This is a genomic window from Mycobacterium sp. (assembly GCF_025965855.1).
Classification (GTDB): Bacteria; Actinomycetota; Actinomycetes; order Mycobacteriales; family Mycobacteriaceae; genus Mycobacterium.
On sequence record NZ_JAOPWB010000112.1, the window covers coordinates 56,161 to 76,984 of the forward strand.

The 20,824-nt window shown below is 66.4% G+C and carries 20 protein-coding genes and 1 pseudogene; 9 read left to right on the forward strand and 12 right to left on the reverse strand.

The genetic code is table 11. The annotated features are described in order from the left end of the window. Positions 1-13 precede the first annotated feature (13 nt). Together fadD17 and JWP83_RS08440 are read left to right on the forward strand one after the other, a co-directional pair. Positions 14-1,522: a long-chain-fatty-acid--CoA ligase FadD17 gene (gene fadD17 / locus JWP83_RS08435; RefSeq protein WP_297728575.1), complete on the forward strand. Its 1,509-nt coding sequence runs from the start codon at positions 14-16 to the stop codon at positions 1,520-1,522. Then, the gene (locus JWP83_RS08440; protein WP_297728515.1) at positions 1,504-2,205 is read left to right on the forward strand and encodes a hypothetical protein; all 702 of its coding nucleotides are present in this window, start codon (positions 1,504-1,506) and stop codon (positions 2,203-2,205) included. Before fadD17 ends, JWP83_RS08440 begins: the two co-directional genes overlap by 19 nt. Here the strand turns inward: JWP83_RS08440 and JWP83_RS08445 are convergent. The 3 genes from JWP83_RS08445 to JWP83_RS08455 form a co-directional block, all read right to left on the reverse strand. Next, positions 2,191-3,741 carry an acetolactate synthase large subunit gene (locus JWP83_RS08445; protein WP_297728519.1) on the reverse strand — a complete coding sequence of 517 codons (1,551 nt, stop codon included), beginning with the start codon at positions 3,739-3,741 and terminating at the stop codon, positions 2,191-2,193. The genes JWP83_RS08440 and JWP83_RS08445 overlap by 15 nt on opposite strands. Next, a complete protein-coding gene (locus tag JWP83_RS08450) occupies positions 3,738-4,562 on the reverse strand; it encodes an amidohydrolase family protein (protein ID WP_297728522.1) in 825 nt (274 codons plus the stop codon). The genes JWP83_RS08445 and JWP83_RS08450 overlap by 4 nt, the downstream gene beginning before the upstream one ends. 89 nt (positions 4,563-4,651) lie before the next feature. Then, the gene (locus tag JWP83_RS08455) at positions 4,652-6,313 is read right to left on the reverse strand and encodes an acyl-CoA synthetase (protein ID WP_297728525.1); all 1,662 of its coding nucleotides are present in this window, start codon (positions 6,311-6,313) and stop codon (positions 4,652-4,654) included. A gap of 64 nt (positions 6,314-6,377) precedes the next feature. Here JWP83_RS08455 and JWP83_RS08460 point away from each other — a divergent pair, with 64 nt between their 5' ends. Continuing rightward, positions 6,378-7,190: a crotonase/enoyl-CoA hydratase family protein gene (locus JWP83_RS08460; RefSeq protein ID WP_297728528.1), complete on the forward strand. Its 813-nt coding sequence runs from the start codon at positions 6,378-6,380 to the stop codon at positions 7,188-7,190. Positions 7,191-7,287: 97 nt separating this feature from the next. On the opposite strand, the gene JWP83_RS08465 is transcribed toward JWP83_RS08460, so the two are convergent. Genes JWP83_RS08465 through JWP83_RS08475 form a run of 3 tightly spaced genes read right to left on the reverse strand, consistent with a single transcriptional unit; the run spans position 7,288 to position 10,287 of the window. Beyond that, entirely contained in the window at positions 7,288-8,490 is a 1,203-nt protein-coding gene (locus JWP83_RS08465) for a cytochrome P450 (protein WP_297728531.1), read from the reverse strand. After that, on the reverse strand, positions 8,487-9,203 hold the full coding sequence (locus JWP83_RS08470) for an acetoacetate decarboxylase family protein (protein WP_297728534.1): 717 nt from the start codon (positions 9,201-9,203) through the stop codon (positions 8,487-8,489). Before JWP83_RS08470 ends, JWP83_RS08465 begins: the two co-directional genes overlap by 4 nt. A 43-nt stretch (positions 9,204-9,246) precedes the next feature. Then, entirely contained in the window at positions 9,247-10,287 is a 1,041-nt protein-coding gene (locus JWP83_RS08475; RefSeq protein ID WP_297728537.1) for an LLM class F420-dependent oxidoreductase, read from the reverse strand. Between the two features lie 65 nt (positions 10,288-10,352). On the opposite strand from JWP83_RS08475, the gene JWP83_RS08480 reads away from it, so the two are divergent. Genes JWP83_RS08480 through JWP83_RS08495 form a run of 4 tightly spaced genes read left to right on the forward strand, consistent with a single transcriptional unit; the run spans position 10,353 to position 14,052 of the window. Then, complete coding sequence (locus JWP83_RS08480; RefSeq protein ID WP_297728540.1) at positions 10,353-11,348, forward strand: Zn-ribbon domain-containing OB-fold protein; 996 nt, start codon at positions 10,353-10,355, stop codon at positions 11,346-11,348. Positions 11,349-11,363: 15 nt separating this feature from the next. Continuing rightward, positions 11,364-12,428 (forward strand): thiolase domain-containing protein, encoded by a 1,065-nt coding sequence (locus JWP83_RS08485; RefSeq protein ID WP_297728543.1) that lies wholly within the window; start codon positions 11,364-11,366, stop codon positions 12,426-12,428. Beyond that, positions 12,428-13,630 carry a thiolase domain-containing protein gene (locus JWP83_RS08490; RefSeq protein ID WP_297728546.1) on the forward strand — a complete coding sequence of 401 codons (1,203 nt, stop codon included), beginning with the start codon at positions 12,428-12,430 and terminating at the stop codon, positions 13,628-13,630. Before JWP83_RS08485 ends, JWP83_RS08490 begins: the two co-directional genes overlap by 1 nt. Continuing rightward, entirely contained in the window at positions 13,627-14,052 is a 426-nt protein-coding gene (locus JWP83_RS08495; RefSeq protein ID WP_297728549.1) for a nuclear transport factor 2 family protein, read from the forward strand. The genes JWP83_RS08490 and JWP83_RS08495 overlap by 4 nt, the downstream gene beginning before the upstream one ends. Positions 14,053-14,120: 68 nt before the next feature. Here the strand turns inward: JWP83_RS08495 and JWP83_RS08500 are convergent, their stop codons facing one another. After that, on the reverse strand, positions 14,121-14,645 hold the full coding sequence (locus JWP83_RS08500) for a gamma carbonic anhydrase family protein (protein ID WP_297728552.1): 525 nt from the start codon (positions 14,643-14,645) through the stop codon (positions 14,121-14,123). A 119-nt stretch (positions 14,646-14,764) separates the two neighbouring features. Between JWP83_RS08500 and JWP83_RS08505 the strand changes: the two genes are divergently transcribed. After that, the gene (locus tag JWP83_RS08505) at positions 14,765-15,925 is read left to right on the forward strand and encodes a Rieske 2Fe-2S domain-containing protein (protein WP_297728555.1); all 1,161 of its coding nucleotides are present in this window, start codon (positions 14,765-14,767) and stop codon (positions 15,923-15,925) included. A gap of 4 nt (positions 15,926-15,929) precedes the next feature. Then, positions 15,930-16,379 (forward strand): hypothetical protein, encoded by a 450-nt coding sequence (locus JWP83_RS08510; RefSeq protein WP_297728558.1) that lies wholly within the window; start codon positions 15,930-15,932, stop codon positions 16,377-16,379. Between the two features lie 154 nt (positions 16,380-16,533). Here the strand turns inward: JWP83_RS08510 and JWP83_RS08515 are convergent, their stop codons facing one another. From JWP83_RS08515 to JWP83_RS08535, 5 genes and pseudogenes are all read right to left on the reverse strand, one after another. Beyond that, the gene (locus tag JWP83_RS08515; protein ID WP_297728560.1) at positions 16,534-17,679 is read right to left on the reverse strand and encodes a sulfotransferase; all 1,146 of its coding nucleotides are present in this window, start codon (positions 17,677-17,679) and stop codon (positions 16,534-16,536) included. Continuing rightward, on the reverse strand, positions 17,679-18,461 hold the full coding sequence (locus JWP83_RS08520; RefSeq protein WP_297728578.1) for an SDR family oxidoreductase: 783 nt from the start codon (positions 18,459-18,461) through the stop codon (positions 17,679-17,681). The genes JWP83_RS08515 and JWP83_RS08520 overlap by 1 nt, the downstream gene beginning before the upstream one ends. Positions 18,462-18,463: 2 nt before the next feature. After that, a complete protein-coding gene (locus JWP83_RS08525; RefSeq protein ID WP_297728563.1) occupies positions 18,464-19,603 on the reverse strand; it encodes a hypothetical protein in 1,140 nt (379 codons plus the stop codon). 88 nt (positions 19,604-19,691) lie between these two features. After that, entirely contained in the window at positions 19,692-19,991 is a 300-nt protein-coding gene (locus tag JWP83_RS08530) for a hypothetical protein (RefSeq protein ID WP_297728566.1), read from the reverse strand. A gap of 301 nt (positions 19,992-20,292) precedes the next feature. Next, positions 20,293-20,824, reverse strand: a pseudogene (locus JWP83_RS08535) (hypothetical protein); the annotation flags it as partial.

Below are 20,824 nucleotides of genomic sequence, written 5' to 3' on the forward strand. Positions count from 1 at the left end.
TTAAGTGGGATTCGTGATTCCTGCCGACCCGACCGTCACCAAACTGCTGGTCCCGTTGGCCGAAATCGACGACCGGGGCGTCTCTTTCGAAGACTCGTTTGTCAGCTGGCGCGATCATGTCCGGCACGGTGCCGCGATTGCGTCGGCGCTGGGTGAGCGCCTCGACCCGGCCAAGCCGCCGCACGTCGGCGTGCTGCTGGAGAACACCCCGTTCTTCTCGGCAATGCTGGTGGCGGCGGGGATGTCCGGCATCGTGCCGGTGGGGCTCAACCCGGTGCGCCGCGGTGAGGCGCTGGCCCGGGACATCGCGCACGCCGACTGCCAAGTGGTGCTTGCCGATTCTAAATCGGCCGCGCCGCTGGGCGATATCGAGCATGTCAACGTCGACTCCGCCGCGTGGGCTTCCGAGGTAGACGCGCATCACGACGCGGAGCTCCGCTTTCAGTCCGCGTCGGCCGCGGACCTCTTCATGCTGATCTTCACCTCGGGCACCAGCGGGGAGCCCAAGGCGGTGAAGTGCAGCCACGGCAAGGTCGCCATCGCCGGCGTGACGATGACGCAGCGCTTCGACCTCGGGCGCGACGACGTCTGCTACGTGTCGATGCCGTTGTTTCACTCCAACGCCGTGCTGGTCGGCTGGGCGGTGGCCGCGGCGTGCCAGGGCTCGATGGCGTTGCGGCGCAAGTTCTCTGCCTCGAACTTTCTGGTCGACGTCCGCCGCTATGGCGCCACCTACGCCAACTACGTGGGCAAGCCGTTGTCGTATGTGCTCGCCACACCCGAGCGGCCCGACGATGCGGACAACCCGCTGCGGGCGGTATACGGCAACGAGGGCGTGCCCGGCGACATCGATCGCTTCGGCCGCAGGTTCGGGTGCGTCGTACAAGACGGGTTCGGCTCGACCGAGGGCGGGGTGGCGATCGCCCGCACCCCCGACACCCCACCGGAGGCGTTGGGCCGGCTGCCGGAGGGCATTGAGATCGTCGACCCCGACACCGGCGAGCCGTGCCCGGCCGGGGTGGTCGGCGAGATCGTGAACACCGCCGGGCCGGGCCGTTTCGAGGGTTATTACAACGACGAGGCCGCCGAGGCCGAGCGGATGGCCGGTGGCATCTACCACAGTGGCGACCTCGCCTATCGTGACGAAGGCGGCTACGCGTACTTCGCTGGGCGGCTTGGTGATTGGATGAGAGTGGACGGCGAGAACCTTGGTGCGGCGCCGATCGAGCGGGTGCTGCTGCGCTATCCCGACGCCACGGAGGTGGCGGTGTACGCGGTGCCCGACCCCGTCGTCGGCGATCAGGTGATGGCCGCGTTGGTCATGGCGGCGGGCGTCGAGTTCGACCCGGACAAGTTCCGGGCCTTCTTGGCCGAACAGCCCGACCTGGGACCCAAGCAGTGGCCGTCGTACGTCCGCGTCAGCGCGGAGCTGCCACGGACGGTGACCTTCAAGGTGCTCAAACGGCAGTTGTCGGCCCAGGGTGTCGACTGCGGTGACCCGGTGTGGCCGATTCGCCGGTAGAGGCGAGCTTCGAGGAGCTTGCCGCCACCGTCCCCGCGATCATCGGCATCGCGACCGCTCGTCCGGGTGATGCCGAGGTGTACTCGCTGGGCCGTTGGTCGTCCGGCGTGGCATGGTCAACCATCAAGGTGCCGTTGGCGATTGCGGCCCTGCATCGCGATCCGGCGCGCGCGCAGGACCTGGTCGTCAAGGCCATCACCGAATCCGACAACCATGCGTCCGAGCAATTGTGGTCGCAGCTGGGTGAGCCGGCGGATGCGGCCCGGCAGGTGCAGGACGTCGTGGAGGAATGCGGCGACACGGCCACCGTGGTCGAATCGCAACGAATTCGCCCCGGTTTCACCACGTTCGGTCAAACGCAATGGCCCCTTGATCGGCAGGCCCGGTTCGCCGCGCAGCTGCCGGGCATCGCCGGGGCGGCCACCGTCATCGACCTGATGCGCCGCCTCACCCGCGGCCAGCGGTGGGGCCTGGCCGCCCAAGGCGTTGCCGCCAAGGGCGGTTGGGGTCCGGGTGTGCGCGACGACTACTTGGTCCGCCAGTTCGGCGTGGTGCCAACGGAGTCCGGCCACCTGGGTGTGGCACTAGCGGCCGAGGCGCGCGCGTTCGAGGCCGGCGTCGAGGTCCTTAACACGATGACGGACTGGCTCGTCGGCCATCTCCCGGCGCTAACCCAGCAGTGACGGCACCACCGCATCGATCAGGTGCGGCCCAGGTTCGGCGAAGGCGGCGCGCAGGGCGTCGGCGAATTCCTCGGCGGTGCTGACGCGACGCGCCGGAACTCCCATGCCCTCGGAAACCTTGACGAAATCCATTGTGGGGCGGGATAAGTCGAGTAGATCGAGCGCCTTGGGCCCGGGGGCGGACCCGGCCCCGACGCGTTGCAGTTCCACCCGCAGGATGTCGTAGGCGCTGTTGTCGTAGAGCACGGTCGTCACATTCAGGTTCTCCCGTGCCTGGGTCCACAACCCCGAAATCGTGTACATCGCCGACCCGTCGGATTCCAGGCACAGCACCGGGCGATCGGGGGCGGCCACCGCGGCACCCACCGCGGCGGGGATGCCGTACCCGATCGCGCCGCCGGTCAGCGTCAGCCAATCATGGGCCGGAGCGCCGGCGGTGGCCTGCGGCAGCAGCAGACCGGACGTGTTCGACTCGTCGACGACGATGGCCCGCTCGGGCAGCAGCGCCCCGATCACCTCGGCCGCCGACGCCGACGTCAGGGCACCCGTCGGCAACTGCGGACGCGAGGCCTGCGCCAGCGGCGCGACGGTGTCGGGCGCCACCTGCTCGGCCAGCGCGGCAAGCGCCTCGGCCGCCCCGCTGTGCTCGGCGAGGAGGTGCACGTCGCAGCCGGCCGGCACCAGGTCGCTCGGCATGCCCGGGTAGGCGAAGAAGGACACCGGCGACTTTGCGCCCGCCAGCACCAGATGCTTGGCGCCGTTGAGCTGGGCGGTGGCCGCCTCGGCGAAATAGGCCAGCCGCTCCACGGCGGGGACGCCCGCGCCGCGCTCCAGCCGGGTCGGAAACGTCTCGCACAACAACCGGGCCCCGGTCGCCTGGGCGATGCGCGCGGCGGCGGCCAGCCCGGGCCCACGGGTGGCGTCGCCGCCGATCATGAGCACCGCGGGCTCCCCCGAGCGCAGCACGTCGAGCGCCTCGGACGCCAGGGCGGGATTGGGTCGCGGCGGCCGGGCGGGCGGTGTTCGCGCGGGTTGCGCGCCGTCGGACCAGGACACGTCGGCGGGCAGGATCAGGGTCGAGATGCGCGAGCCGGATCGGCTGGCGGCGATCGCCTCGGCGGTATCGGACGCGACGTCGGCGCTCTTCTCGGTGCGGCGCGTCCATGCCGAAACGGTGCCCGCCAGCGCGTCGATATCGGATTCCAGTGGGGCGTCATACTTTTTGTGATAGGTGGCGTGGTCACCGACCACCACCACCATCGGCACCCGGGCGCGGCGGGCGTTGTGCAGGTTGGCAAGGCCGTTGCCCAATCCCGGGCCAAGGTGCAGCAGCACCGCGGCCGGCCGGTCGGCGATGCGCGCATAGCCGTCGGCCGCGCCGGTGGCCACACCCTCGAAAAGGGCCAGCACGCCACGCATTCGGGGAACGGTGTCCAGTGCGGCCACGAAGTGCATCTCCGAGGTGCCCGGGTTGGCGAAGCACACGTCGACGCCACCGTCGACCAGGGTGTTGATCAGGGCCTGAGCGCCGTTCACCTGTCTGCCTCCAGTCCGAATACACGTTCGGCATTGCCGCGCAAGAAGTCTCGGCGGGCCTCATCGCCGAGCCCGAGTTCGTCCAATCCGGCCAGAGCGTGCGTGTGGGTCATCATCGGGTAGTTGGTGCCGAATAGGACTTTGCGTTGCCCGGTACCGGTTTTCATGAAGCGGACCAGCTCTTGCGGTAGCCGCTTGATCGTGTAGGCCGAGGTATCGACGTAGACGTTCTCGTGCTTGCGGGCGACGGCGACCATCTCCTCGGTCCACGGATAGCCGACGTGGCCGCAGACGATGACGAGCTCGGGAAAGTCGAGGGCCACCTGGTCGATGTAGGGAATCGGGCGCCCGGTCTCCGACGGTCGCAGCGGGCCGGTGTGACCGACCTGGGTGCAGAACGGAACCCCGGACTCCACGCATTCGGCGAACAGCGGATAGTAGCGGCGATCGGTGGGCGGCGCGTCCCATAGCCAGGGCACCACCCGCAGACCCACGAATCCTTCCCTCACCCGGCGCCGCAGCTCGCGGACCGCCGCCATCGGGCGGTCGAGGTCGGCCGTGGCCAGACCGGCGAACCGGGTTGGGTGTGACCGGACCCATTCCGCGACCTCGTCGTTGGAGACCAAGTCCTGGCCGGCCGGGCCGCGCCACGCGCTCAGCAGGCCGAAGCCGACGCCGGCGGCGTCCATCGCCGCGAGGGTTGCCTCGATCGGAATGTCGGTGTCGGGGATCGACGCCCCGGTCCAGCGCCGCAGCGAGGCCAACATGTCGCTGCGCAGAAACCGTTGCGTCGGGTGTTGCATCCAGACATCGATCGTCATCGCGCTTCGACTGTAGACGTCGGCCCGCTGGCGGCCGATGGGCGGGCCCGGGTGGTGCTTGACGACGTCGTCACGCCGCTAGGCGCGCGTCAGGTTGTCACGTGGCTCGCATGCACGTCGTCGGCGGGCCGCGCCTCGGTTTGTTCCTTGGCCCAGCGGTAATCGGGTTTGCCTGCGGGCGAACGTTTTAGCTCGTCGACCAGCCAAAGGCTGCGTGGCACTTTGTATCCCGCGATCTCGGAGCGCACAAAACTGTCCAGCTCCGCCAGCGACGGCCGGCAGCCCGGCCGGGCCTGCACGACCGCGGCCACGTGCTGCCCATAACGCGGGTCCGGCACACCGACCACCAGGGCGTCGAAGACGTCGGGGTGGCCCTTCAAGGCCGCCTCCACCTCCTCGGGATAGATCTTTTCGCCGCCGCTGTTGATCGACACCGAGCCACGGCCCAGCATCGTGACAGAGCCGTCCTGCTCGACCAGCGCCCAGTCCCCCGGGATCGCGTAGCGAACGCCGTTGATAATCCTGAACGTTTCGGCCGTCTTCTTCTCGTCCTTGTAGTAGCCGACCGGGATGTTGCCCTTCTTGGCGATGAATCCGCGCACACCGGACCCGGGCGTCACCTCGTTGCCGTCCTCGTCGAGCACTACGGTGCGGTGGTCGATGGTCACGCGGGGGCCACCGCTGTGCGGCGCACCCGCGGCGACAATGCTGGTGCCGCCAAACCCGGTCTCGGAGGAGCCAATTGAGTCGGTGATGACCCGGTTTGGCAGCAGCTCCAGCAGTTTCTCCTTGATACTCGGCGAGAACAGCGCGGCGGTGCTGGCGAGCAGGAACAACGACGACAGGTCGTAATCGTTGTCCTGCTGCAGCGCGTCGAGCAGCGGCCGCGCCATGGCGTCGCCGGTGAAGAAGAGCAGGTTCACCTTGTGGTCATGTATCGTGCGCCACACCTCTTCGGCGTTGAATTCCGGTGTCAGCACGGTCGTTTGGCCGGAGAAGATCGACATCCAGGTCGCGGATTGGGTGGCGCCGTGGATCATTGGGGGAATCGGATAGCGGATCATCGGCGGGTTGGCGGCGGCGGCCTTGGCCAAGTCGTATTCGTCCTTGACGAATTCGCCCGTGGCGAAGTCGGTTCCACCGAACAGCACCCGGTAGATGTCCTCGTGGCGCCACATCACTCCCTTGGGAAAGCCGGTGGTGCCGCCGGTGTACAAGATATAAATGTCGTCGGCACTCCGCTCACCTAGAAGCTCTCCGAAGTCGCGCTCGGGTGAGCCCTGCGCGATCGCCGAGTAGAAGTCGACGCCGCCGTAGCGCTGGTAGGCGTCGTCTGCAACATCCGAGCCGTCCTCGACGACGAGGATCGTCTTGACGTTCGGGGTGTCCGGCAGCACGTTGGCGACCCGGTCGCAGTACTGGCGCTCGTGAACCAGCGCAACCATGTCGGAGTTGTCGAACAGGTAGCGAAGCTCGCCCTCGACGTAGCGGTAGTTGACATTGACGAGGATGGCGCCGGCCTTGACGATGCCGAGCATCGCGATGACGATCTCGATGCGGTTGCGGCAATACAGGCCGACCTTGTCGTCCTTCTTGACCCCCTGATCGATCAGGTAGTGCGCGAGTCGGTTGGCCTTCTCCTCCAGTTGGGCGTAGGTCAGCTTCTGGTCGCCGGAGATCAGGGCTACACGGTCGGGCACAGCGTCGATGGCGTGCTCGGCAAGGTCGGCAATATTCAGGGCCACGGCCACCAAATTAGAACGTGTTACATTTCTTGACAAGCTCACCCCCAACGTCGACCGAAAGGCGGTAGCCGTGGCTGAAGGTTCAGCAAACGAACAAGCGGGGCCCGACGCGCTCGTCGAGCAGCGCGGGCACACCCTGATCGTCACGTTGAACCGGCCGCACGCACGCAACGCGCTGAGCACCGAAATGATGGAAATCATGGTGCAGGCCTGGGATCGCGTCGACAACGACCCGGACATCCGGTGCTGCATCCTGACGGGGGCCGGTGGCTACTTCTGTGCCGGCATGGATCTCAAGACAGCAACCAAGAAACCGCCGGGCGACTCGTTCAAGGACGGCAGCTACGACCCGTCGCGCATCGACGCGTTGCTGAAGGGGCGTCGGCTGACCAAACCGCTCATCGCGGCCGTCGAAGGACCCGCGATCGCCGGCGGCACCGAAATCCTGCAGGGCACCGACATCCGGGTCGCCGGTCAAAGCGCCAAATTCGGCATCTCCGAAGCCAAGTGGAGCCTGTACCCGATGGGCGGTTCAGCGGTGCGGCTGGTGCGGCAGATCCCCTACACGGTCGCCTGCGACCTGTTGCTGACCGGACGCCACATCACCGCCGCCGAGGCCAAGGAGATGGGCCTGATCGGACATATCGTCCCCGACGGGCAGGCGCTGACCAAGGCGCTGGAGATCGCCGAGATCATCGAGAACAACGGCCCACTCGCCGTGCAGGCGATCCTGCGGGCGATCCGGGAGACCGAGGGATTGAACGAGAACGACGCGTTCAAGATCGACACCCAGATCGGCATCAAGGTGTTCCTGTCCGACGACGCCAAGGAAGGCCCGAAGGCGTTCGCCGAGAAGCGCAAGCCCAACTTCCAGAACCGCTAGCGCCTGGTAGCGCGAGCAGACGCAAAAGCCCCCTTTTCGGCACGAAAACGGGGGCTTTTGCGTCTGCTCGCGGAGGAATGCTCGCGGAGGAAGCCCCTCAGCCCAGCGGCGGGCTTGGCGTGAACGCCACCGGCATTTTCTCGAGGCCGGACACGAAGTTCGCCGGCCGCAGCGGCAGCGCGGCATCCGACGCCAGGCGCAGGTCCGGAAGGCGCTGCAGCAGCCTCGTCTGCATGATCGACAGCTCCAGCCGGGCGAGCTGGTTGCCCAGGCAGAAGTGCGTCCCGAAGCCGAACGCGAGGTGGTTGTTCGGGTAGCGCTCGATGTCGAAGCTCTCCGGATCCTCGAAGACCGTCTCGTCGAAGTTCGCCGACTCGAACAGCAGGATCATCTTCTCGCCCTGGCGCAGCGCAGTGCCGTGGAACTCGGTGTCGGCGGTCATGGTGCGGGCCATGTTTTTCACCGGCGCCGTCCAGCGAAGCATCTCTTCGATCGCGTTGGGCAGCAAGCCCAAATCGTTGACCAGACGCCAGTGCTGATCGGGATGCAGCAGCAGCTGCCTGGTTCCGCCGGACAGCGTGTGACGTGTCGTCTCGTCGCCGCCGATCAGCAGCAGCAGAACCTCGGTGACGATCTGATGGTCCTCCAGGCGCGAGCCTTCAACCTCGGCATGAACCAGGACGCTGACCAGATCGTCGGTCGGCTCCTCCTTGCGCTCCGCGATCATTCCCATCATGTATTCGCTGTAGGCCGCGAAGGCATCCATGGTGACCTGGATATCCTCTTGCGCCGCAGTGCTGCTCAATGCGCCGACCAGATCGTCGGACCACTTGAGGAACATCTTGCGTTCCTCCGGCCGCACACCGAGCATGTCCCCGATGACCGCCATCGGCAGCGGCGCGGCGAGGTCCCAGACGAAGTCGCACTCGCCGCGTTCGCACACCGCGTCGATCAGTGTGTCACACAGTGAAAGGATCTTTGACTCCTGGTCTTTCACGCGCTTGCGGGTGAAACCGGAGTTGACGAGCTTGCGGCGCAACAGATGCTGTGGATCGTCCATCTCGATCATCATCTCGACGCCGTCTTGGTCGGGTCGGATGCCGCCGGCATTGGAGAACAACTCGGGGTTGCGCTCGGCCTCGATGACGGCCTGATACGTCGATGCGGCGGCCAGCCCGTTGCGGTCCCGAAAGACCGGTTCGTTCTCCCGCATCCAGCGGTAGATGGCCCGGGAGTCACCCGCGTAAAACGTGCCGTCCGTCAGATCGACGTCTGGTCGTGTCGTTGAAGCCACTGTCATGAGATCTCCTGAGCATCGCCGAACGTCATCTGTACATTCTCAACCGAGCTGGACAGCATCGCGCGCTTCGGAAGGCCCAGCGACGCCAGCTCTTTCGCGTAGGGGTGATCGCCCAGCCGGACGCGCACCCCGCCGAATCGGGTCCGCACGCCGTCGAGCGTGTGCTCGAAGCCGGTCTCACGGGTGACGCCGTCCCGGTGCGAGTAGCTGCGCTGCGTCTGCGTGCGCGGAGTCAGCCGGAAAGGCAGGCCGGGACGGAATTCCATGCCGACCACCAGTTGCCCGTCAACGCTGCAGTCGAACCCGAACTGACGGCCCTCGCGAATGGTGAAGTCCGCCATGACTTTCGGGTATCCCCAAATCTTGGTTCCGGCTTCCAACGTGAACTCCTGGTCGACGGGCATGTGGTGAGTGAAGGCGCCGGCCGACTTCAGGGCGCGGGGCCCGCTCGCCGCCGACCCGGGTGGGTTGACCATCACGCTGGTGCCGAATTCGTAGTACTGGCCCAGGTCGCCGTCGATGTAATGCATGAACGTCAGGACCACGATCGCGCGCCCGGGCAAGTAGCGGCAGACCTGCAGGCCGCTGTAGTCGATCAGGCGCTGCGCGGCGTCGGCGTCCACCGAGAACATCGCCATGTGCTGATTTGCCTTGCGGATCTTCACCGGCATCGTGAGTACCGTGCCCGCGATGGTGTGTTGCGAGGCTGTCATCGGGCCAATCTAGAACGCGTTCTACTCCCCTGGCAAGGAATGCCTAAATCAGCGTGGCAAGCTCGCTGATCTGCTCGATATTGCGCCCCGAAACCACCATCATCGTGACGCCCGCGGCCCCCCAGACCTCAACCTGCTTACGCACGTAGTCGATGTCGCCGACGATCGCGGCGTCGTCCACGAGCTCGTCGGGGATGACCGTCGCGGCCTTGTCCTTCTGGTTGCTGCGGAAGAGCTTCGTCACGTCGTCGACGACCTCGGCGTAGCCCATCCGGCGGTAGACGTCGGCGTGGAAGTTGGTGTCTTCGGCGCCCATGCCGCCCATGTAGAGGGCCAGGTAGGGCTTCATCGCCGCGAAGGCGGCGCTGCGGTCGTCGGTGATGACGATGTTGGCGGTCGCGCAGATCTCGAAGTCCTCGCGGCTGCGACGGGCGCCGGGCCGGGCGAAGCCTTCGTCGAGCCATTCGTTGTACATGTCGGCCAGTCGCGGGGTGTAGAAGATCGGCAGCCAGCCGTCGCAGATCTCGGCGGCCAGCGCCACGTTCTTGGGGCCTTCGGCGCCCAGCATGATCGGGATGTCGGCCCGCAGCGGATGGGTGATGGGCTTGAGCGCCTTGCCCAGTCCCGTGACCGGACGTCCGGCTACCTCCGTCAATGGCAGCGGATAGTGCGGCCCGGAACTGGTCACCGGCTTTTCCCGGACCCACACCTGCCGAAGGATGTCGACGTATTCACGGGTGCGCGCGAGCGGCTTGGGAAACGACTGGCCGTACCAGCCCTCCACCACCTGCGGGCCGGACACGCCCAGCCCCAGGATGTGCCGGCCCCCGGAGAGGTGGTCAAGCGTCAGGGCGGCCATCGCGCAGGCCGTCGGGGTCCGCGCGGACAGCTGGATCACCGACGTGCCCAGCCGCACCCGCGTCGTCGAGGACCCGTACCAGGCCAGCGGGGTGTAGGCGTCGGATCCCCACGCCTCGGCGGTGAAGACGGCGTCGAATCCGGCCGCCTCGGCCGCGGCGACGAGCTGCCCGGGGTTCTCCGGTGGTTGAGCTCCCCAATACCCCAGCTGCAAACCCAGCTTCATAGCCTCTGCCCTTCATGTCCGACCCGGTGTTGAAACGATTCTTAGAACCTGTTCTACTCGAAGGCGTGACAGCCAGCTCAAGCAGTCCGACCTTGATCGATCACCCTCAGCCACCACTTTCCGCACCACTGACGTTGTCCTTCGACTACACCCGTTCGGTGGGACCCACGCTTGGCAAGTTCTTCACCGCGTTGCGTGAGCGCCGCGTTCTCGGGGTGCGCGGATCGGATGGCCGGGTGCATGTCCCGCCCGCGGAATATGACCCGGTTACCTATGAGCCGCTGGGCGAGATGGTACCGGTGTCGAGCGTCGGCACCGTCGCGTCCTGGACGTGGCAACCCGAGCCGCTGGAGGGCCAGCCGCTGGACCGGGCCTTCGCCTGGGCGCTGATCAAGCTGGACGGCGCGGACACGTTGTTGGTGCACGCGGTGGACGCGGGCGAGCCGGACGCCATCCGCACCGGCACCCGGGTCCACGTGCACTGGGCCGACGAAACGGTGGGCGCCATCACCGACATCGCCTACTTCGGGCTCGGCGACGAGGCAGAGCCCGTCCCCGAATCGCCCGGGGGCGACCAGGAACCGGTCACCATGATCGTCACGCCGATCTCGCTGACGATTCAGCACACCGCCTCGCACGAGGAGAGCGCCTACCTACGCGCCATCGCCGAGGGCAAGCTGCTGGGCGCACGAACCGGCGAAACAGGAAAGGTCTACTTCCCGCCGCACGGCGCGGACCCGGCCACCGGCTTGCCGACCACCGAGTTCGTCGAGCTGCCCGACAAGGGCACGGTGACGACGTACGCGATCATCAACATCCCGTTCCAGGGCCAGCGCATCAAGCCGCCCTACGTGGCGGCCTACGTGCTGCTCGACGGTGCCGACATCCCGTTCCTGCATCTGGTCGCCGACATCGATGCGCACGAGGCGCGGATGGGCATGCGCGTCGAGGCGGTGTGGAAACCCCGCGAGGAGTGGGGATTTGGCATCGACAACATCGAATACTTCCGGCCCACCGGCGAACCCGACGCCGAGTACGACACCTACAAACACCACCTGTAAAGGGCTTACTTCCACATGAGCGAACGCAAAGTGGCGGTCGTCGGGTTCGCCCACGCCCCGCATGTCCGCCGCACCGACGGCACCACCAACGGCGTCGAGATGTTGATGCCGTGCTTCGCCCAGCTCTACGAAGAACTGGGTATCGGCCAGAGAGACATCGGTTTCTGGTGTTCTGGCTCGTCGGATTACCTTGCCGGCCGGGCGTTTTCCTTCATCTCGGCAATCGACTCGATCGGCGCCGTTCCGCCGATCAACGAGTCGCACGTCGAGATGGACGCGGCGTGGGCGCTGTTCGAGGCCTACATCAAGATCCTCACCGGTGAGATAGACACCGCCCTGGTGTATGGCTTCGGAAAGTCCTCGGCCGGAATTCTGCGCCAGATCCTGTCCCGGCAGACCGACCCCTACACCGTCGCCCCGCTGTGGCCGGATTCGGTGTCGATGGCCGGACTGCAGGCCCGGATCGGTCTCGACTCCGGCAAATGGACGCACGAACAGATGGCTCAGGTCGCCCTCGACTCGTTCGCACACGCCGAACGAAACGATTCCGAGAAACCGGCCAAGAGCATCGATGAACTGCTCGAACGGCCGTTCTTCGCCGACCCGCTGCGCCGCCACGACATCGCGCCGATCACCGACGGCGCCGCCGCGATCGTGCTGGCCGCCGGCGACCGGGCGCGCGAGTTACGCGATAACCCGGCCTGGATCACCGGTATCGAACACCGCATCGAATCCCCGTCGCTGGGCGTTCGCAACCTCACGGAGTCGCCGTCGGCCAAGGCCGCGGCGCGGGTGGCCACCGGTGGAAACACCCGTAACCTCGATGTGGCCGAGATTTGTGCGCCGTTCACCCATCAGCACCTGATCCTGGCGGAGGCGATCAACCTCCCGGGGGAGACGAAGGTGAATCCCTCGGGTGGCGCGCTGGCGGCCAACCCTATGTTCGTCGCCGGCCTGGAGCGGATCGGCTTTGCGGCGCAACACATCTGGAACGGTTCGGCCGAGCGGGTGCTGGCGCACGCCACCAGCGGGCCTGCCCTGCAACAGAACCTGGTCGCGGTCATGGAAGGAAAGAACTGATGGCCGGTGCAGGGGCACACCTCGCCGCGGTACTGGGTACCGGGCAGACCAAGTATGTCGCCAAGCGCAAAGACGTCTCGATGAACGGCCTGGTGCGCGAGGCGATCGACCGTGCACTGGAAGACTCCGGTTCGACCTTCGACGACATCGACGCGGTCGTGGTCGGCAAGGCGCCGGACTTCTTCGAGGGCGTCATGATGCCCGAGCTGTTCATGGCCGACGCGATGGGGGCCACCGGCAAGCCGCTGATCCGGGTGCACACCGCGGGTTCGGTCGGCGGGTCCACCGCGGTGGTGGCCGCCAGCCTGGTGCAGTCCGGAAAGTACCGACGCGTCCTGGCGATGGCCTGGGAAAAGCAGTCGGAGTCAAATGCCATGTGGGCGTTGTCGATTCCGATCCCCTTCATCAAGCCGGTGGGCGCGGGCGCCGGCGGCTACTTCGCCCCGCACGTTCGGTCGTACATCCGCCGGTCGGGCGCCCCGTTGAACATCGGTGCCATGGTCGCGGTGAAGGACCGGCTCAACGGTGCGCGCAACCCGCTGGCGCACCTGCACCAGCCCGACATCACCCTGGAGAAGGTGATGGAGTCGCCCATGCTGTGGGACCCGATCCGCTACGACGAGACCTGCCCATCCTCCGATGGTGCGGCCGCGGTCGTCATCGGCAACGAGGAGATTGCCGAATCCCGTTTGACACAAGGACAACCGGTGGCGTGGATCCATGCCACGGCGCTCCGCACCGAGCCGCTGCAGTTCTCGGGCCGCGACCAGGTCAGCCCGCAGGCGGGGCGCGACGCGGCCGCCGCGCTGTGGAAGGCGGCGGGCATCACGAGCCCGATCGACGAGATCGACGCCGCCGAGATCTACGTTCCCTTCTCCTGGTTCGAGCCGATGTGGTTGGAAAACCTCGGGTTTGTCCCCGAGGGCGAGGGCTGGAAGCTCACCGAGGCGGGCGAGACCAAGATCGGCGGCCGCCTACCGGTGAACCCGTCGGGCGGTGTGTTGTCGTCGAACCCGATCGGCGCGTCGGGCCTGATTCGCTTCGCGGAGGCTGCGATTCAGGTGATGGGCAAGGGCGGGGATCACCAGGTTCCCGGCGCACGAAAGGCGTTGGGCCACGCCTACGGCGGCGGCTCGCAGTACTACTCCATGTGGGTGGTCTCCTCTGATAAGCCCGTCAAACCCGAAAAGGTGCCAGCATGACCACCATCGAGAGCACTACCAAGCGCCCCGCCCACGAGGCCGGTCGCCGCTCGCGCGAGGCAGTCATCGCCAGGGATAAGGAAGCGTGGCTGGCGGTGTTCGCCGACGACGCGATCGTCGAAGACCCCATCGGGCCGTCGGCATTCGACCCCGAAGGCAAGGGGCACCGAGGGCGCGACGCGATCTCGGCGTTCTGGGACATGGCCATCGCCCCTACCACCAAGATCGAGTTCGTCTTCCGCGATACCTACCAATGCGGCAACGAGGAAGCCAACGTCGGGCACATCCTCATCACGACGGGCGATTATCAGGTCACCGCCGAAGGCGTGTTCACCTACAAGGCCAACGACGAGGGCAAGATGGTCGCCCTGCGGGCGTACTGGGAGATGGACCGCGCCGCCGCGAGCACTCGACGCATCTAGAGCGCGGGCCCGTTTCGCGGCACCAGAGCAGGCCACTCACCAGGCTCGGACAAAGAGGCGTGATGCGCCTAGATCGGCTCCAGCCCGGCCAAATGCCGCTGTGCCAGTTCGCGATACGCCTGCGGGTTGACGTTGATCCACATCTCCGCGCCGGTTCCGGCGATCGGGCCCTTCACCTGCGCCGGCGCTCCGACCGCCAGCATCCCGGCCGGAATCTGGGTGCGGGCCAGCACCAGGGACCCGGCGGCAACCAAGCTGCGCGCGCCGATCACCGCGCCGTCCAGAACGGTGGCGTGGTTGGCGATCAGCGCCTCCTTCCCGACGTGGGCGCCGTGGATGACGCACATGTGCGCCACCGTCGCGCCCGGACCGATGTCCACGGGGATGCCGGGCGGCGCGTGCAATACCGACCCGTCCTGGATGTTGGCGCCTTCCCGCACCATGATCGGACCATAGTCGGCGCGCAGCACGGCGTTGAACCAGACCGACGCCCCCGCCTCGACGGTGACGTCCCCGATCAGCGTCGCGGTCGGGGCCACAAAGGCCGTCGGATCGATCTGCGGCGACCGGCCCTCGAAAGCAAACAGCGGCATCGTTTAGATATACCCCAGCGTCAATCCGCCGCTGATACCGCACGCAGACCCGCCGTCATTGCGCCATCGAGGTCAAAAACTGTAACGTGTTCTAGTTAGAGACCACTGGAGGTAACAGGTTGAGTACCGACACCAAGGCCGCCGGCATCCGGGAAATAGATCCCGGCGCCTTGCCGACTAGGTTTGCCCGGGGCTGGCACTGCCTGGGCGTCGCAAAGGACTTCCAGGACGGCAAGCCGCACGCCGTGCAGGCATTCGGCACCAAGCTGGTGGTTTTCGCCGACTCGCACGGGGACCTGAAGGTGCTCGACGGCTACTGCCGGCACATGGGTGGCGACCTGTCCGAGGGCACCATCAAGGGCGACGAGGTCGCCTGCCCGTTCCACGACTGGCGCTGGGGCGGCGACGGCCGCTGCAAGCTGGTGCCCTACGCCAAGCGCACTCCCAAGACCGCGCGCACCCGGTCCTGGTCGACCGACGTCCGCGGCGGCCTGCTGTTCGTCTGGCACGACCACGAGGGCAACCCGCCGGACCCCGCGGTCAGGATCCCCGAGATTGCCGAAGCCCACAGCGGCGAATGGACCGAGTGGCGCTGGAACCGCATCCTCATCGAGGGGTCCAACTGCCGCGACATCATCGACAACGTCACCGACATGGCGCACTTCTTCTACATCCATTTCGGGCTGCCGACGTACTTCAAGAACGTCTTCGAGGGCCACATCGCCTCGCAGTACCTGCACAACGTGGGCCGCCCCGACGTGAACGATCTGGGGACGTCTTACGGTGAGGCGCATCTGGATTCGGAGGCGTCCTACTTCGGGCCGTCGTTCATGATCAACTGGCTGCACAACAGCTACGGCGGCTACAAGGCCGAGTCGATCCTGATCAACTGTCACTACCCGGTCACGCAGAACTCGTTCATGCTGCAGTGGGGGGTCATCGTCGAAAAGCCCAAGGGCATGGACGAAGCGATGACCGACAAGCTGTCGCGGGTCTTCACCGAAGGGGTCAGCAAGGGCTTCCTGCAGGACGTCGAGATCTGGAGACACAAGACGCGGATCGACAACCCGCTGCTGGTCGAGGAGGACGGCGCCGTCTACCAGCTGCGCCGCTGGTACCAGCAGTTCTACGTCGACGTCGCCGACGTCGCGCCAGAAATGGTGGAGCGCTTCGAGATCGAAGTCGATACCACCCGCGCCAACGAGTACTGGAACGCCGAGGTCGAGGAGAACCTCAAGGCAAGGGAGCCGTCGGACGACGTTCCCGCCGAGCAACACTAGGACCATGCCCGAAGATCAGCCGGCAGTGCCCGACGTCGATCGGCTCGCCCGGTCGATGTTGATGCTGCATGGCGATCATCACGATCACGATGAATCGCCGGGTCGAAACGACGGGTCCGGATCCTGGTTGAAGTCAAGGGATTTCGCCAACGACCCGCAACGCGCCGCCGCCGTCGCCGACGCCACCCGCGCCGATCGTGAGCGCTACCTGACGTCGGGGCTGCTGCCGGTGGATTGCCGGTTCTGCCATATCACGGTCACGGTCAAAAGGCTGGGTCCCGGTCACACCGCGGTCCAGTGGAACACCCAGGCGGCGCAGCGTTGCGCGTACTTCAGCGAAATCCGCGAGTCAGGCGGGAACACCGCGCGTGCGCGCGCATGCCCGAAGCTGAGCGACAGCATCGAGCACGCGGCCGCGGAGGGCTACCTGGACCACCCCGACGATCCGGATTGAATCAACCCGGCGGCGGATCGAGCGATGCTCATAGCCGCAGGCGTCTGGTCACATGCGCCACATAGGTCTCTCTGCGGACCGGGACCCGTTGTGCCCGAATTGTCTGCCTTGTCCGACGCCGAGTCGCACGTGGCACCTGTGACCGGCAACCGGACTACAGCCCCGCGAACCGCTCCTTAACCGCTTCGACGGTCAGCCCGTAGTCGGCAAGCGAATACGTGTGTTTGGGCGCCCGCTCGCCGGACTGGCTTTCGGCGTGACTCTTTTCCATGGCGAGTCGCGCCTCGTCGGTCAGCGTCAGACCGAAGTGCCGGTAGATGTCGGCCACCGTGCCCGTCGGGTCGGCGATCAGCTCGCGGTAGTCGACGTCGTAGAACTGAGCCGGATCGTACTTGGCGCGCGCGGTGTTGAATCTTTCCAGCCCGCGCGACCAGGTTTCCATTGAGTCGGCGCCGATCCGGGCGCCGACGAAGGTCGGTGACCATCCCTCCGCCGTGTGCTGTGCCAGCGAGCACATCGAGGCCATGATCGTCTCGACGGGCCGGTGGGTCTGGATCACCAGCGCGTCGGGATAGGTCGCCATCAAGGCGTCCAGCGCGAAGAGGTGGCTGGGATTCTTCAGCACCCACCGCTTGTCGGCGTCGTTGAGTCCGATCAGTTGAAGGTTCTTGCGGTGCCGACGATACGACTGCGTCCAGTCCTGCTGCGACAACCACTTTGAGTAGCTGGGCAGGTGCGACAGGGTCTCGTAGGACACCGAATGCAGCGACTGCCGCAGCAGCTGCCAGCACTCCTCCAGCTCGTACGCGGCCATGAAGTGCAGGCCGGTGTAGCCGGGGTTTTCCGCGTGATGCTGCGTGAATTGCGTGTCGAGCTGGCGATAGAACGGGTTCGAATCCCAGGTTTCCCGGGGCGGGCGCGGCTGCGGGAACTCCGCCAGCCACATGTGCAGACCCTGATGCGCCGGGTCGGCGCCGAGCAGTCGGTGCAGCGCCGTGGTGCCGGTGCGCACCAGCCCGGTCACAAAGATCGGCCGTTTGATCGCGACGTCGGCGTGCTCGGGGTACTGCTTCCACGCGGATTGGGACAGCAGCCGGGCCACCAGCGCGCCGCGCAGGAAGAACCGATTCATCTTGCTGCCCAACACCGTTAGGTCAGCTTCGCGCCGGTAGGAGTCGAGCAGCACCTCCAGCGCCTCGCGATAGTTGTCGTCGTCCGCACCGAAGTCGTCTAGGCCGGTCAGCTTGGTGGCCGAAGCGTGCAGCTCGGCGACGGTGCCGACATCGGTGCGGTCGGTCATCAGGTGTGGTACTCCCCGCAGTTGACGTCCACGGTCTGCCCGGTGATGCCGCTGGACAGGTCGCTGGCCAGGAACAAAATCGCCGAGGCCACCTCGTCCTCGGTGGGCAGCCGCTTGAGGTCGGAGTTCGCGGCCGTGGCCTGGTAGATCTGGTCGACCGTGGTGCCGTACTTGCCGGCCTGATGTTCGAAGTAGCTCTGCAAGGTGTCGCCCCAGATATAGCCGGGCGCAACGGAATTGACGCGAATTCCCTTCTCGCCGAGCTCGGTGGCCAGCGACTGTGACATGGACAGCAAGGCAGATTTGGCCATCTTGTAGGCACCGTACTTCGCTTGCGAGTGCCGCAGCACCATCGAGTTGACGTTGACGATCGATCCCGACGACTCCTCCAGCGCGGGCGTGAAGGCCTGGACGAGCCGCAGCGCCCCCAGCGCACTCAGCTCGATCGCATCGCGGATGTGCTGAAACGACGTGCCGGCCAACGGTTTCATCGACGGCACCCGGAACGCGTTGTTGATCAACACATCGACCTTGCCGTAAGCCGCCATGGTGTTCTCGACGAGGTAACCCACCTCCTCGTCGTCGGTAATGTCGGCGCGCACCGCCAACGCCTTGTGCCCCGAGTCGTTGATCTCCTTGGCGACGGCCTCCAGCCGTTTAAGGGAGCGGGCCGCGAGCACGAGGTCGGCACCGTCACGCGCACACCGGTGCGCCAGCGTGGTGCCGAGCCCTGGCCCGACGCCGCTGATGACGACGACCTTTCGCTTGAGCATTCCTGACATCGTCACCCCAGCATCCTTGCCGCAATTTGCTGTTGGCGCAACGCGATTCGTTCGCGCCAGTGATCCTCGGAGATCTTGTTGTGCTCGAAGTGCGGCAGCGCGCCCGGTACCGCATCGAAGTCGACGAGCTCCACCGTGGGCCCGTCGGCCTCGGTGAGCTCACGCGACACCCGCTGCCAGCGGAACTGCAAGAAGCCGCGCCGATGGCCGAGCGTTTCCACCCAATTGGTCACGCCCGGGTTCTGGTCGGCAACGACGATGCGGACCTTGCCGTCCGGATCCGCTTGGGCCTGAGTGTTGTTGAGCGATGTCTGGTGGTTGATGTAGTCCAGCGAGATGTACCACAGGCTGCCCAGCTGGAAGCCCAGATAGGGAGCATCCGAGACCGGGATCGTAATCACCAGCGCCTGATCGGGTCGCAAATCGAAATGCCCCACCGACGAGTATTGGGTCGCCAGGCCACCGGGGGTCAGCCTGGGTGCGACCATGGTGTTGACCGGGATGTCGAGGTAGAACCACTGCGGGAACTGCAACCACGTTTTCACCCGGTTCACCAGCTGCTTACCCGCTGTGGCATAGCGCTTTTCGATCACCTGTCGGGTCAGGGGCGGCGGTGCCGTGCCGGCGGTGTCCAGCCGGGAAATGGTGAGGGTGCCGCGCTGCGCCGACCAGTCGCCGTATACCTCGCGGATCACGAGTTGCCCAGGGCTGGTGGGCCGCACCCGCCACTCGAAGCTACCGTCCGCGGCGATCTCGAGTTCCCGGTCGTCGAAGGCGGCCTGGCTGGCGGGCACATTGTCGTCGGTGTACTCGCCGCCCAGCAGCTGGAAACTCAGATCGGTGGTGGTGCCGCGCCTGCCGGTGACGACATACTCGCGGTCGGCCTGCACCCGGGTGCCGAAGTAGAGGGTGTCGGGGTTGTCCAGGCCCATCTTGGTGAACGGCCCGGTGCCCGACTGCAGCAGCGGATGGTCGCGCTCGTAGTCGAAGGCCAGGTGCATGCAGCCCGCAATGCAGCCGGCCAGGTACTGCAGTCCTTCGAGTAGGTCGGCTTCGGTCTCGATGTGCGGCGCGGCGGCCACCAGCTGCTCGGCTTCGGCGATCGCTTCGGTGAGCGGGCCTGAAAAGGAATCTGCGAACACGCCTAGACGCTAGAACGTGTTCTACTTTTTAGTCAATGGCGAACGTTCCCGCGCGTCGTCGACGCCGTTTGGAGACGACGCCCGCTCGCTAGGGCGCGCACTGCTGGGACAGGTCGATCAGATGCTGCCGCACGTCGGGATGGCGGTTGAGGTAGTCGATGACGTTGCCGCCGCCGCCCTCGGCCTGAGACCTGGCCTGCAGTTGTGCTTTCACATCGGGATGTCGGGTTAGGTACGAGTCGATGGATTGACCCACGGTCTGATCGCATTGCGGATCGGCGTTGGCCAGCGGCGACGCAATCATCGCCGGGGCGGTGGCGCTCAGCAGACCGGCGGCAACCAGGCCGTAGAGTCCGCGCCGAAGAGGGCTGACGGTTTTCACGGTCATCGGATCGCTCCTTCGTACAGACGTCGCGATCAAGACTACCCGCGGCCGCGGCAGTGGATCCGACTCCGCTGCCAGCGCCCGAACGCCCGTTACAAGAAATAAGCCGATGCCTGAGATGGCCCCTATCCCGGAATCGCCGGCGGAGTTTCCAAAGCGCGGAATGTCGGTGCCCGTGTTGAAGAAGCCTGAGTTGACGGCGGCGCCGTAGGTGGCGAATCCCTGACCGGCGTTCACGGTGCCCGCATTCCACAACCCGGTGTTTGCGACGCCCGAATCGCCGTCCCCCAGGGTCTGCAGGAGGTTAGTTGGCCCGAGCTTCCGGTTCCCGCGACTCCGCGAGCGGTGTCGCCAACGCGAGCCGCTCCCCCGCCTCCGGTGTTTTCGCAGCCTTGGCCTTGGCCGCCGAGATCTCTGCGGCCGGTCCAGCCGCGGCCTGCGTCGTCGCGAGGGGTGTTGCGGCCGCTGGAGTCATTGCTTCCTCGGCCTCCGGCGCCAAGGCTTCCTCCGCCGGCGGCGCGGTCTCCTCCGCCGCCTTGGCAGGCGGGATTTGCGGTGCCGAGGTCGTGGTCGCGGAGGTCGAGGAGCCCGATGCCGCGGCCCCCATCATCATCATCGCTCCCATGCCGCCGGCGCCGAGCAGCCCCGCGCTTGCGCCACTCACATTCACAGCACCGACGTTGGCCGCGCCGACGTTTCCGGTGCCGAGGTAGCTGCCCCCCGTGGTTGCGACGCCGGGGTTGGCATCTGTGGCGTTGGCGGCGCTGCCGTAATCGCTGCCCGCAGTTCCGGCGCCGGCCGCAGCACCGGCATTAACACCGCCGCCGCCGCCGCTG

What these genes read in the sequence shown, in the direction of transcription:
- JWP83_RS08495 (WP_297728549.1), top strand. Translation starts at nt 13,627, where the DNA reads ATGACCACCATCGAGAGCACTACCAAGCGCCCCGCCCACGAGGCCGGT.
- JWP83_RS08520 (WP_297728578.1), bottom strand. Translation starts at nt 18,461, where the DNA reads ATGTCAGGAATGCTCAAGCGAAAGGTCGTCGTCATCAGCGGCGTCGGG.
- JWP83_RS08515 (WP_297728560.1), bottom strand. Translation starts at nt 17,679, where the DNA reads ATGACCGACCGCACCGATGTCGGCACCGTCGCCGAGCTGCACGCTTCG.
- JWP83_RS08450 (WP_297728522.1), bottom strand. Translation starts at nt 4,562, where the DNA reads ATGACGATCGATGTCTGGATGCAACACCCGACGCAACGGTTTCTGCGC.
- JWP83_RS08500 (WP_297728552.1), bottom strand. Translation starts at nt 14,645, where the DNA reads ATGCCGCTGTTTGCTTTCGAGGGCCGGTCGCCGCAGATCGATCCGACG.
- JWP83_RS08530 (WP_297728566.1), bottom strand. Translation starts at nt 19,991, where the DNA reads ATGACCGTGAAAACCGTCAGCCCTCTTCGGCGCGGACTCTACGGCCTG.
- JWP83_RS08510 (WP_297728558.1), top strand. Translation starts at nt 15,930, where the DNA reads ATGCCCGAAGATCAGCCGGCAGTGCCCGACGTCGATCGGCTCGCCCGG.
- JWP83_RS08465 (WP_297728531.1), bottom strand. Translation starts at nt 8,490, where the DNA reads ATGACAGTGGCTTCAACGACACGACCAGACGTCGATCTGACGGACGGC.
- JWP83_RS08475 (WP_297728537.1), bottom strand. Translation starts at nt 10,287, where the DNA reads ATGAAGCTGGGTTTGCAGCTGGGGTATTGGGGAGCTCAACCACCGGAG.
- JWP83_RS08490 (WP_297728546.1), top strand. Translation starts at nt 12,428, where the DNA reads ATGGCCGGTGCAGGGGCACACCTCGCCGCGGTACTGGGTACCGGGCAG.
- JWP83_RS08470 (WP_297728534.1), bottom strand. Translation starts at nt 9,203, where the DNA reads ATGACAGCCTCGCAACACACCATCGCGGGCACGGTACTCACGATGCCG.
- JWP83_RS08485 (WP_297728543.1), top strand. Translation starts at nt 11,364, where the DNA reads ATGAGCGAACGCAAAGTGGCGGTCGTCGGGTTCGCCCACGCCCCGCAT.